This is a genomic window from Cloacibacterium sp. DMC96, assembly GCF_056313765.1.
Map to the genome: position 1 here is coordinate 289,289 of NZ_JBQUZQ010000001.1, position 13,064 is coordinate 302,352.

At 33.5% G+C, this 13,064-nt stretch carries 12 protein-coding genes; all 12 read left to right on the forward strand.

Annotation, left to right across the window (positions count from 1 at the left end):
- Positions 1–156 precede the first annotated feature (156 nt).
- The 12 genes from ACT53I_RS01335 (at position 157) to ACT53I_RS01390 (ending at position 13,022) form a co-directional block, all read left to right on the forward strand.
- On the forward strand, positions 157–1,392 hold the full coding sequence (locus ACT53I_RS01335) for a glycosyltransferase (protein WP_476078081.1): 1,236 nt from the start codon (positions 157–159) through the stop codon (positions 1,390–1,392).
- The gene (locus ACT53I_RS01340) at positions 1,358–2,344 is read left to right on the forward strand and encodes a glycosyltransferase family 2 protein (protein WP_476078082.1); all 987 of its coding nucleotides are present in this window, start codon (positions 1,358–1,360) and stop codon (positions 2,342–2,344) included. The genes ACT53I_RS01335 and ACT53I_RS01340 overlap by 35 nt, the downstream gene beginning before the upstream one ends.
- A gap of 4 nt (positions 2,345–2,348) precedes the next feature.
- Entirely contained in the window at positions 2,349–3,233 is an 885-nt protein-coding gene (locus ACT53I_RS01345; protein ID WP_476078083.1) for a glycosyltransferase family A protein, read from the forward strand.
- Positions 3,230–3,784: an acyltransferase gene (locus tag ACT53I_RS01350; protein WP_476078084.1), complete on the forward strand. Its 555-nt coding sequence runs from the start codon at positions 3,230–3,232 to the stop codon at positions 3,782–3,784. The genes ACT53I_RS01345 and ACT53I_RS01350 overlap by 4 nt, the downstream gene beginning before the upstream one ends.
- On the forward strand, positions 3,781–4,908 hold the full coding sequence (locus tag ACT53I_RS01355) for a glycoside hydrolase family 88 protein (RefSeq protein WP_476078085.1): 1,128 nt from the start codon (positions 3,781–3,783) through the stop codon (positions 4,906–4,908). Before ACT53I_RS01350 ends, ACT53I_RS01355 begins: the two co-directional genes overlap by 4 nt.
- Positions 4,909–4,912: 4 nt before the next feature.
- The gene (locus tag ACT53I_RS01360; protein WP_476078086.1) at positions 4,913–6,100 is read left to right on the forward strand and encodes a glycosyltransferase; all 1,188 of its coding nucleotides are present in this window, start codon (positions 4,913–4,915) and stop codon (positions 6,098–6,100) included.
- Between the two features lie 747 nt (positions 6,101–6,847).
- Entirely contained in the window at positions 6,848–7,969 is a 1,122-nt protein-coding gene (locus ACT53I_RS01365; protein WP_476078087.1) for a glycosyltransferase family 4 protein, read from the forward strand.
- A gap of 385 nt (positions 7,970–8,354) precedes the next feature.
- Positions 8,355–9,446, forward strand: coding sequence for a glycosyltransferase (locus tag ACT53I_RS01370; RefSeq protein WP_476078088.1), 1,092 nt, complete (start codon positions 8,355–8,357; stop codon positions 9,444–9,446).
- Positions 9,446–10,003: a serine acetyltransferase gene (locus tag ACT53I_RS01375; RefSeq protein ID WP_476078089.1), complete on the forward strand. Its 558-nt coding sequence runs from the start codon at positions 9,446–9,448 to the stop codon at positions 10,001–10,003. Before ACT53I_RS01370 ends, ACT53I_RS01375 begins: the two co-directional genes overlap by 1 nt.
- A 53-nt stretch (positions 10,004–10,056) precedes the next feature.
- A complete protein-coding gene (locus ACT53I_RS01380) occupies positions 10,057–11,097 on the forward strand; it encodes an EpsG family protein (RefSeq protein ID WP_476078090.1) in 1,041 nt (346 codons plus the stop codon).
- Positions 11,098–11,099: 2 nt separating this feature from the next.
- Complete coding sequence (locus ACT53I_RS01385; RefSeq protein ID WP_476078091.1) at positions 11,100–12,275, forward strand: glycosyltransferase family 4 protein; 1,176 nt, start codon at positions 11,100–11,102, stop codon at positions 12,273–12,275.
- A gap of 345 nt (positions 12,276–12,620) precedes the next feature.
- On the forward strand, positions 12,621–13,022 hold the full coding sequence (locus ACT53I_RS01390; protein WP_476078092.1) for an endonuclease domain-containing protein: 402 nt from the start codon (positions 12,621–12,623) through the stop codon (positions 13,020–13,022).
- Positions 13,023–13,064: the final 42 nt, after the last annotated feature.

Consider the following 13,064-nt stretch of genomic DNA (forward strand, 5'->3'; position numbering starts at 1 on the left):
ACCATTAAAATTTTTCCACCTCGCTGGCTGAGCACAGACCGAAGGTCTGCGAACGAAGTTCACGAAGCTAGAGAAAATGAAAGAAATTTTTCCTCCCTTTAGGGCAGGGGAAAGAAAAATTTTAAAAAGAAAAATTTGCGTTAAAAAAACATTTTCATGAAGAAAAAACTACTTTTTGTAATCCCAAGTTTAGCCTTAGGCGGAGCAGAAAAAAGCTTCGTCAATTTGCTCAATGCTTTAGATTTCGAAAAGTATGACGCAGAGGTCTTTCTCTTTGTGAAATCTGGCGAATTCCTTCCTTTATTGCCTAAACAAGTGAAAATCCTACCCATTTCAGAAGATTTCGCTACCTTTTCTTTACCTTTCCTAAAATCGGTTTTTACCTTTTCTAAAAAAGGAAGATTAGATTTGGCTTTATACAGATTGCTTTTTGTTTTAGGAAACACCAGAGCGAGAAATGCTTCGGTTTCCGAACAAATCACTTGGAAATACTTGAGAAATTTCTTCCCAAAAATTCAAGGGAATTATGACGCTGCTATTGGCTATTTGGAAAAATCTTCGAATTATTTCATCACAGACCGCGTTTCGGCTTCTCAAAAAATAGGTTGGATTCATACCGATTTGAAAGCATTGGATTTAAATTTTGCTTTTGAAGAAAAATACCTGAAAAAATTAGACAAAATCATTACGGTTTCCGAAAATTTAGTAGATAAATTACAAACCTATTTCCCTGAAATAAAAGAGAAATTTTATTGCATAGAAAACATTAATTCAGCGAAAATCATCAATGAATTGGCTAATCAGACACAAGAAGCAATCCTCAAAAACGATGAGGTGTTCAATATCATTTTTGTAGGGAGATTGGTCAAAGAAAAAGCCTTGCATATAGCCATAGAAGCATTAGAACTGTTGCTGAAAAAAAACATCAATGCGAGACTTTATTTGGTGGGAGAAGGCAATAAAAGACCGGAACTTCAGAAAATGGTTCAAGAAAAAAACATCGGGGAAAAGGTGGTGTTTTTGGGAGTGCAGAGCAATCCTTATCCTTTGGTAAAAGCTGCAGATTTATTTTTAATGACTTCTGTTTTCGAAGGAAAATCAATTGCGCTTGAAGAAGCAAAGATTTTGAAAAAACCGATAGTCATTACTAATTTTTCTACGGCTTCAGAACAGATAACAGACGGGAAAACAGGTTTGATTGCAGAAATGAATGCCCTGTCTGTAGCCGGAAAAATAGAAAAACTCTACCGAGACCAAGATTTCAAAAATGAAATCATCAATAACCTTTCTCAAGAAAAATTAGGAAATGAAGACGAAATTGAGAAATTTTATAATTTAGTTTCAAATAATTTAATACATGCAAAAACTATCAATCATAATTCCAGTTTATAATGTTGAATCTTACATATCTAAATGTCTTGATACCATTGTAAACCAAATATATAATAATTTAGAAATTATTATTATTAATGATGGCTCAAGTGATAATAGTTTAGAAATTATTAATGAGTTTGCTAGAACGGATAGTAGAATAAAAGTTTTTTCACAAAAAAATAAAGGGGTATCAGCAGCAAGAAACCTGGGGTTAGAAAATACAACAGGAGAGCTTATTGGTTTTGTAGATCCTGATGATTGGATTGACATAAAAATGTATAAGATACTAATTGATTTAATGAATGAACATCAGGCTGATGTTGCTAGCTGTCATCTTAGAGGTTGTTTTTCAAGAGATTATGTGGAATCTGTAAGTGAAAATAATAAAATTGAAGTTTTTAATCATATAGAAACACTTGAGAAGTTTCTTAGTCAAGCTTACTCTTTTAATGGTTTAAATGCTGTGGTAGTAAACAGGGTTTATAGAAGAGAAATTTTCAATGATTTAAGGTTTAATGAGGATTTAATAAAAGGAGAGGATACTGAAATAATTCATAAAATATTTTTTAAAAGCCAGAAATTGGTATTCATTGATGAAAGATTATATTTTTATTTCAGAAGAAATGATGGTCTTACTCATTCCGAGATTTCTACAGAAGATAGAGTAAAAGTAGATGTAAATATATTGAATTTATTTGTAAATAAAATTAATACGACAAGAGGAAATATAATTTATAATACAGTTTATCTAAACTCAATTAATGATTTATTAAGCTATAATATTGAATTGTATTTTAATTATAGTACAGTGAATGAAAAGAAATTAATGAAAAAACATTTTTATAATAATTATAGTAAATTCTTGAGGACAGTAGTCAAAAAATTTACAATTTCAAGAAATTTGCGATTTATATTATTTTTGATTTCTCCAAAGCTTTATAAAGCTATTTTATTAAGTTCTAATGCTTAGAATAATGATGACAATTTTCACGCCTACCTATAACAGAGCCCATCTTCTAGAGAGGCTTTATAAAAACCTATGCGAACAGGAATATCAAAATTTTGAATGGCTCATTATAGATGATGGGAGTACAGACAATACTAGAGAAATAATTGAAAATTATAAAAGAGAAGGAAAGTTAAATATTCAATATTTCTATAAAGAAAACGGAGGCAAACATACCGCTATAAATTTTGGATTGGAAAAAGCACAATCTGATATTTTTTTTCTGCTAGACAGTGATGATTTTTTAGAGAAATCAGCGACCAAAGTGGTGGCCGAAAAATGGAATGTCATCAGAAACACCCCTTCCTTATGCGGAATTGTCGGACTTTCTAAATTTCTAAACAAAGAGGTGCGAACAGATGCCTTTCCTGAAGATGATTGGGTAGTTTCTTTTACCGATATTTATTTCAAATATGAAATTTTAGGAGATAAACCAGTGGCTTTTAAAACCTCAGTGATGAAAGAATTTCCTTTTCCCGAAAAAAAGGGAATTCATTTTGTTTTCGAGGCGGTTTCTTGGCACGAAATGGCAAAAAAATACAATGTTCTAGCCGTAAATGACTTATTACAGTACAAAGAATATACAGAAGATGGTATCACCCGAAACACCTACAAAAAAGACTATGTAAAAGGCTTAGCATTTTCTTTTTTTCATTTGGTGAAAAACAGAACATATCCTTTTGCTAAATATCCGCATCATTTTTTGTGGAACTACATTCACCTGGCGATTAATTCACTTTTATCAGGCGAAAGTTATTTTAATCAACTATCTTTGATAGACAAAATAATTTACTTAATATTCTATCCAAGAGCGTATTATACATATTCAAAATTGAAAGATAAGGTGGTATGATGAATAGAGTAATCAATAAGATTAAACAAATCATTGCTGGAGTGTCAAACGAACAGCTATCTGTTCAAGCGAATGTAAAAGAAGGCATGAAAGTGGGCAAAAATGTATATGGATTAGTCAATTGTACCATAGACCATGGTCATTGTTGGCTCATCGAAATTGGAGATGAGGTAATGTTTGCACCTCAAGTGTATCTTTTAGCGCATGACACCAGCACCAAAAGAAGCACTGGTTATGTAAGAATAGGCAAAATAAAAATAGGGAAGAACTGTTTCATTGGAGCCAGAGTAATGATTTTACCAGGGGTAGAAATTGGCGAAAATTCTATTGTAGGTGCAGCAAGTGTGGTAACCAAATCTTTTCCAGAAAATTCGGTGATTGCAGGAAATCCCGCACAATATATTTGCAGCGTGGAAGAATATGAAGCAAGGGTAAAAGAAAAATTTCAAAATACGCCTCATTTTTCGGAGGACTATGAATTGGGAAGAATTACACCCGAAAAAAAACAAGAAATGCTCGATAAAATAGAAAAATTTGGTTTTGTAAAATGATGACAGTTTTATTTTTGATGACGCTATTTCTGCTGTTGGTACTATCAGTAGATTTTCTTCCTGATTTTTGGACTTGGCAAAGCCGTATTAAAATAGGAAGATTTACCAATGAAAAAGAATGGAAAGATAAAGTACTCCAAAAATCGGTGACTTGGCTCAATAAAATGCCCAAAACCAAAATAAAAGACGAAAATAGACTCTTGCTAATAGACCTTCTGAGAAATCAGTACACCAATAAAACCTTACAATCGTGGCAAGAAGCCTCTTTGCTTTTGGGGTTAAATCAAGCTTACAAAACTTCTCCCGAATCTCATCTGAAAGCGGAAATCTTAAAATTCGTCCATTCCAAATTAGACCAAAATGGAAATTGGATTTCAGAACCCCAAGAAGTAGATACTGCTTGGTTGGCTTTTGCCCTTTCAGAAATTCCTTTCCTAGATAGAAATATAAAACCAGCATTAGATAAGGTTTATCAATTAATCAAATCTAAACTAGGAGAAGACGGAACGGTGATGTACAGAGCGTCCACTCCCAATTACAGATATGTAGACACCATTGGTTTTACAGCTCCATTTTTAGCCAAATATGGTAGAGATTTTCAAAACGAAGAAGCCATTAATCTGGCCATTGCGCAAATCAAAGCCTTTGAAAAATACGGAATGCTAGAAAATAAAATTCCAGCTCATGCGTATGAAATTCATTCTAAAAATCCTGTGGGGATTTTCGGTTGGGGACGCGGTTGCGCTTGGTTTTTAATCGGTGCTTTAGAAACCTATAAAATATTACCAGACACACATTCCGAAAAAGAAGATTTACAAGAAATATTACAACAATTAGCAGAAACCTTAGTGAGTTTTCAAAAAAAAGATGGCAGTTTCTCTTGGAATTTCTTAGATACAGATGCGAGAAGAGATTCCTCTGCAACCGCTGTTTTTGCTTGGTTTTTAAAAGAAATGAATAGAGCAGATTTCGCTCAGAAATCGCTACAATATTTACAATCGGTTACCCAAAGAAATGGAGCCGTAGATTTTTCTCAGGGAGATACCAAAACCATTGGCGTATATTCCCAAAAATTTGAAATGTTACCTTTTACACAAGGTTTTGTACTAAGAACTTTGTTTTAGAATGATGAAGAAGAAGATATTATTTGTATTAAATAATTTAAGAGTAGGAGGTGCAGAAAAAGCGTTAATAGCACTCTTGCATGAAATGGATTTTTCTCGATATGAGATAGATGTTTTTTTATTTTCCCATGATGGAAATTTTCTAAAACGACTTCCCGAACAAGTCAATTTACTTCCTGCACCTAAAAATTTTAAATATTTTGACAGGTCTACCAAATCTGCAATTTTTCAAAATCTCAAAAAAGGAAATTTTTCTTTAGCATTAGACAGATGGAAATTTTCTAAATTATTGAACACCGAAAAAAACGATGCCGTAGCGGAACAAAAAGTATGGAAACTTCTCAAAAATCATATCGAAAACGTAAACAAAGAATATGAGGTAGCATTTAGCTTTTTAGAAAAAACGCCTAATTATTTTATCATTGATAAAGTAAAAGCGAAAAAGAAAATCCTTACGGTAATGACGGATTATAAAAGTTTGGGTATGCAAAAAGAAATAGATGTTCCCTACTTTGAAAAAGCAAACCAAATCTTTGTACTTTCCGAAGAAAATAAGGCGTCTTTACAGCAAATTTTCCCAGAATTCAGAGAAAAAATCATCATAATTGAAAACATGATTTCTGAAAAAGAAGTCTGTTCTTTGGCGGAAGAAAAAATAGAAGATTTTCCAGAAAATACCTTTACCATGGTGTCGGTAGGAAGATTGGTAGAAGGCAAAATTCATGAGGTAGGAGTGAAAGTGATGAAGATTTTGAAAGATAAAAATCTTACATTGAATTGGTTGATTTTAGGAGAAGGCAATCGAAGAAAATCGATAGAAGATAAAATCAAAGTCTATCATCTAGAAAAGTACGTCACACTTTTAGGGGAGAGAGACAATCCCTATCCTTACATCAAGAAAGCAGATGTTTTTTTACATTTGTCAAAATTTGAGGGTTATGGAATTGCGATTGCAGAAGCGAGGATTTTAAAAAAATGCATCGTGCTGAATGATTTCAACACCGCTTCTAGTCATATCAAAAATGGCTTTGATGGGGTAATAACTTCATTAAATCCTGTGGAGATTGCAGCAGAAATAGAAAAACTGATGTTAGATGAAAATTTAAGAAAAAAATACGAACAAAACGTAAGCTTCGATAAGGATTTTGCCCAAAAGATTTTGAAAAAAATAGAAAACATCATAGAAAACTAAACTCCATTTTTGAAGATTTTCACATCCTTTAGGACAGGAGGCAATGAAAATCTTCAAAAAAAATTAATAAAAAATTCCACCCCGCTGGCTGAGCCTGTCGAAGCCAGAGAGAAGGAAAGAAATTTTTCCACCTCGGTGGCTGAGCCTGTCGAAGCCAGGGTTGGGGAAAGAAAAATTTAAAAAGGATAATAAAATGAGATTACCCCAGCCCTAAAGTGAGCTCATTTTATTTCCTAAACCTATAAAATTTTCCACAATCGGTGGCTGAGCACAGACTGAAGGTCTGCGAACGAAGTTCACGAAGCCAGGACAGGAGGCAATGAAAATCTCACTTCGCTGGCTGAGCCTGTCGAAGCCAGAGAAAATGAAAGAAATTTTTCCTCCTCGAGGGCTGAGCCTGTCGAAGCCAGGGAAGGGGGAAAAGATTTTTTAAGAGAAAAAAAAGATGAATTGAAAACGGTTCCCCTCTTTTAGAGGGGTGGCATTCCGAGAACTCGGAATGACGGGGTGTAAAAAAAAATAGCGAGAAATTAAAAAAATAAACACACGCTTAGAAGTGAATTGATTCGCTTTCTTTGCTCACTTAATATAGGATAAAAAAGAGATAAAATCTTTGCGTTTCAAAAAAATGAGCAATACGGTTTAGAGCCACGGCTAGAAAAAGAAAAATTTTAGAAAAAAACGAGTAAATAATTAAAAAATACATTTTACTTTGTACTTAGTACAGGGTATACCAAACAAGCACACTTGAAAAAACTACTCTACATCACCAATGCAATTGACGGTTCAGGAGGTCTGGAACGCGTGCTTTCTGTGAAAACAAAAGTGTTGACAGAAGATTTCGGGTATGAAATTCACATCATCACACTCTCGAAGTCTGACCCTCTCGAAGACCAATCTTCAAAAAATGATGCCTTCTTTCCCTTTTCGGATAAAATTGTGCAACATAAGATAGACGTTTCGGGAAATCCTTTTCAATACATTTCCAAATACATTTCGGGGATAAAAAAGGTGGTCGCAAAAGTACATCCAGAGATTATTTTAGTCTGTGATGATGGATTAAAGGGTTTTTTCTTGCCTAAAATACTAGGCACCAAAATCCCCATCATTTATGAGAGACACGTTTCTAAACTCATAGAAATTTCAGAAAATCAATCTTTTATAAAAGGAATCTTTACAAAAGCAAAATTCTTTTTGATGGATATTTTAGCCAAAGATTTTACCCAATTCATCGTCTTAACAGAAGGCAATAAAAACGAATGGAAATCCAAAAATGTAAAAGTCATCCCCAATCCATTGCCATTTTTCCCTTCTGAAATATCTGCTCTTCAAAACAAAAAAGCAATTGCAGTAGGCAAACAATCCTACCAGAAAGGTTTTGATAGATTATTGAATGCTTGGGCGCTATTAGGCGAAGAATTTCAAGATTGGCAACTCCACATCTATGGAAAGTTGGACGAGAGTTTAGGCTTAGAAAAACAAGTGCAAAACTTTAAAATAGAGAACCAAGTATTTTTTCACCCACCAGAAAAAAAGATTGAAGAAAAATATGCAGAATCCAGTATTTTTGTGCTGAGTTCCAGATACGAAGGTTTCGGGATGGTGCTCATAGAAGCCATGAGCTTTGGGATTCCTTGTGTGAGTTTCGATTGCAATTATGGACCTTCAGACATCATTAGAAATAACGAGGATGGTTTTTTAGTAACCAACGGAAATGAAAAAGAATTCGCCGAAAAACTACAATTGCTGATGAAAAATGAAACCCTTCGTCTACAAATGGGAGAAAAAGCCAGAGAACATGTACAACGATTTTCACCCCAAAACGTAGTAAAACAATGGGACGAACTTTTTAAAAAACTGAGCTCATAGAGTAATATAAATATTTATAAAAAATCTCACCACGTTGGCTGAGCCTGTCGAAGCCAGGGTTTGGGAAAGAAAAATTAAAAAATAAAAAAAATCTCACCCTTTAGGGAAGGGGAAAAGATTTTTTAAGAGAAAAAAAAATTATAACCCCGATGGCTGAGCACAGACCAAAGGTCTGCGAACGAAGTTCACGTAGCCAGGGTTGGGGAAAGAAAAATTTATCACCACGTTGGCTGAGCCTGTCGAAGCCAGGACAAAAAAAGCACGCAACCCAATGAGAACTAAAAAGTGCATTCATCATTTTTAACTTTGTTAAAAATTTTAGCGCCTTAAAAACATTAATTAAAGAAAAGTAATTTAGCGCCATTGCGTTAGAATAAACCAACAGATGAAAATTTTTATTTTAATAGACCAACTACATACGCACGGAGGAATAGAAAAATTAGTGGTAGAAAAAGCCAACTATTGGAGCGATGTTTTTGGCTTTGAAGTAAAAATCATCAGTACAGAACAAGAGAACAAACCATACGTATATAAACTTTCAGAGAAGGTAGCGTTTCAAGATCTTGCCGTCAACTATCACCGGGAAATCAGCTTTTTTCATCCCAAAAATCTGGGGAAATTGACAAAGAATTTCTTCCAAATTCAGAAGTTAGTAAAGCAAGAACAACCAGAGGTGATTTTGGTGGCGTCTCACATTCCCATGACTTACCTTTTGCCTTTGATGAAAACAAAAGCAAAAATCATCAAAGAATTTCACTATTCCAAATACAATCAACCTCATAATTTCAAAGAAAACATTTTCAATTTCATTGAAGGGAAATATGATGCCTTAGTGGTATTAAGCCAAGAGGAAGCGAGTTTTTATAAAACCAAAAATACAGTGGTCATTCCCAATCCTGTAAAAATTCCAGATTTTAAAATCAATACCATTTCAGAAAGAGAAAACAGGGCCGTAGCAGTTTTGCGCATAGCACCAGTAAAGCAGTTAGAGAAAATGGTGAATGTTTGGGAAAAATTTTCAGCAAAAAATCCAGATTGGCAATTGTATATCTATGGCGCAACCGAAGGAGAATATTTTGAGAAAATTCAACAATTAGTACAAGACAAAAATCTAGAAAATACCATTGTTTTCAAAGGAAAAACCAATGAGGTTTACACAGAACTCAATAAAGCCAAAATTTTTCTGATGACTTCTGAACAAGAATGTTTCCCGATGGTCATTTTAGAAGCGAATGCTTGTGGCGTTCCTGTACTGTCTTTTGATTGTCCTACAGGTCCTAGAAATATCATTCATCATCAGGAAGATGGGGTTTTAGTTCCCCATAATGACGAAGAAAAAATGCTGGAAATGTTGGAGTTTTTAGCCCAAAATCCCGCAGAAATTCAGCGTTTATCTGAGGGTGCAGTACAAAATGCTAAAAATTATGAACTCCAAAAAGTGATGAATCTTTGGAAAAGTCTTATTTTTGATCATTGATGAGAAACTTATTCTATTTTTTCGGACAATTGTTGTGTATTCCGCATGTCTTGTTGTTTCTTTTTTCTAAGGAAAAAGAAGCCATTACCAAAGATTTATATGCGAGAAAAAATTTTAATGCTTCCAAGTGGCATCAAGTATGGGACTTGTCAAAAGAGTTGTGGCTGAATAGATATTTCAGAACGCTCTTCTACCACAGAACACAGAGTATTTTTTCTAAAATATTGAGAATTTTCTATCCTAAAGCATCTACTTTCATCATCGATGTCAATACCAAAATTGGAGGAGGTCTGCAACTCGCACATCCTTATGCCACAATTTTAAACGCCGAAAAAATTGGCGAAAAGGTATATGTCAATCACTTGGTAACCGTCGGCGAAAAAAATGGCAAAAGACCAATCATTGAAGATGGGGTAGAACTTCATGCCAACTGCATCGTCATCGGTGGAATCACCATTGGCAAAAATGCGAAAATAGGGGCAGGAGCTGTGGTGACCAAAGATGTTCCCGAAAATGCCATCGCTGTAGGAAATCCCGCTAAAATCATTTTGAAATAGTGTTTGATTTTATATTCATATCAGATTATAATCCCTTGTATTTTCATTTTATAATGATCATTACAAGCTATTCTTTTCTACAATCCAATGTAAAAAAAATAGACGATGTAGATACTGTAAAAATGATGACTTTCTTGGGTTATTTTTTGCTGATTACGGTACTCTTATACATGGGAACTCGCCCTATCTCTTTCGTTTTTGGAGACATGATTAATTATGCGGATGGATTTCAGAAATTACAATTGAGCCCCAATGTAGAGATTGGGAAAGATTATATTTTTTGGTATTTTACCAAGCTTTGTGCACAGATTATTGACGCACGAGAATATTTCTTCTTAATCGCAGTAATCTATATTCTACCGAATTATTTTTTTGTGAAAAAATATTTTAATGAATACTGGTACATTCCCTTGCTCATGATTTTTGGTTCCTTCTCTTTTTGGACCTATGGAACCAATGGATTAAGAAATGGCATGGCAACTTCAGTATTCATAGGAGCGCTATGTTTGTATGACAGGAATAAATGGCTCATGTACGGATTGATGGCGTTATCGTATGGAATTCACAATTCTTTAATGATTCCGATAGGGGCTTTTATCGTTTCAGGGTTATATAAAAACCCGAAAGCTTACCTATACATTTGGCTTGCGGCAATTCCACTATCTATAGTAGGGGGAAGTGCCTGGGAAAATTTCTTTGGTTCATTGGGAATCGGAGATGAGAGGGTAAATAATTACATGACGGGTTCAGTAGACGCTGGGACAACTTTCTCTTCCACAGGGTTTCGCTGGGATTTTGTGGTGTACTCTGGTTTTGCAGTTTTTGCGGGATATTATTACATCATCAAAAGAGGGTTTCAAGATAAATTTTACACGCATCTTTGGGGAACGTACATGATTGCCAATGCGTTTTGGATTTTAGTAATTAGAGCCAATTTCTCGAATAGATTTGCCTATTTGTCTTGGTTTCTCATGGCAGTAGTGATTGCATATCCCATTTTTAAAGTGAAATTTTGGGACGAACATTATAAAATGGTAGGAAGAATTTTCTTTGCCTATTATTTATTCACCTATATCATGTTTTTAAGAAGTTAACGATGAAGATTGTTTATTGTTTAAATAGTATTAAAGGAATAGGGGGAATCCAACGGGTTACGGTGGTTAAAGCAAATTCTTTAGCTGAAATAGAAGGAAATGAGGTATTTGTATTAGTCACAGATAATCAGCAAAATGTACAATGTGAAAAACTTTCAGACAAAGTCAAGTTCATACATCTAGAAGTAAATTACTATGAAGATGATTGGATTCCTGGCATAAAAACAAAATTTTCACAATTCAGAAAAAAGAGAAAGCATAAAAAGGAATTAAAGAAAGTACTCAATAGTATTCGACCAGATGTTGTAATTTCTGTTGGCCAATCAGAAAAATTTATATGTAGAAAAGGTTTTGTAACCACGACTAAACCTATTTATATAAGAGAACTACATTTTGTGACGCATTATAGAAATATTTTGGCGAAAACATTTACAGAAAAGATAAAAGCGAAAATTCAAAACGAAATAGATTTCGGATTTTTTTGTAAATACTTTTATGATGCAGTTATTCCTCTTACGCCAAAAGATTTAGAAACGAATTGGAAGAATTTTCAGAATGTCTGGTTTGTTCCCAATCCTATAACCACCAATTTACACGTAAGTGAAGAAGAGAGAAAAAACCAATTAAATAATAAAGAAAAAAAGATTGTTGGGATTGGAAGGCTTACTTTTATTAAAAACTTTAAAAGTCTAATTAACGCTTTTTCAAAAATTGCCAAAGAATTTCCAGAGTGGAGTTTAGAAATTTATGGAGATGGAGAAGATCATAAAATGTTGCAAAATTTAATAGAAGAAAAAAAATTGAAAAACCAAGTTTTTTTAAAAGGATTTACCAATGATGTGGATGGTATTTTAAATAATTCTTCTATTTTGGCGCTCACTTCTATGATGGAAGGGTTTCCACTAGTGATGTTTGAAGCAATGTCACATGGAAATGCTGTTGTATCTTATGATTGTGATTTCGGCCCCTCATTTATAATAGACAATCATGAAAATGGATTTTTAGTAGAAAATGGTAATGAGGAAGATTTTGCAAAGAAATTAACCTTATTAATGAAAGACGATGTTCTACTGAAATCATTTGCAAAGGCTTCAATAGAAAAAAGTTTTAAATACACTCCTGAAATAATATCCCATCAATGGATGCGTTTATTTAAAGAAATAAGATTAAAAAAATAGCCTCACCTTATCATTCTGAGCAAAGTTGAAATAAGGCAATAGAAGTAAAAAAACAATCAATAAAAAATCTCATCTCGGTGGCTGAGCACAGACCGAAGGTCTGCGAACAAAGTTCACGAAGCCAGGGTTAGGGAAAGAGAAATTTAAAAAATAATAAATCAATCGGTGGCTGAGCCTGTCGAAGCCAGGACAGGAGGCAATGAAAATCTTCAAAAAACACAATTCAAATGCGTTTAAAAAAACGAACGCAATACATTATAGAATAAAGTGTTGAGGAAAAGATTTTTCAAAGCTCAATAGAAAAGTAGGTTTTAGCAAAAAGTATTAAATTTAACAAAAACTTTAATGAAAAAACTTAAACCTAATCATGATGAAGGAATGTGGAAGGGTGCGCCTTCGGATTTATTTTCAAAAGCTCAGTTTCTTAGAAGAAATGAAACTATAGCGGAAAAATTACTTTGGGAAAAATTAAGAAATAATCAGTTAGAAGGATTAAAATTTAGAAGACAACATCCTGTTAATATTTACATAGCAGATTTTTATTGTCATAAATTCAAATTAATTATTGAACTTGATGGTGACTATCATAATCAAGAAGAGCAAAAACAAAAAGATGAGGTTCGAACGGAAGTATTAGGATTGAATGATTTAAAAATAATTAGATTTAAAAACGAAGAAGTAGAGCAAGATATTAATCAGGTTTTGATAACGATTAAAAATAAAATAGAGCAATTAAAAGAAAAATAAAATGATTTAGCCCCAACCCTAAAGAGAACTCATTTTATTGAT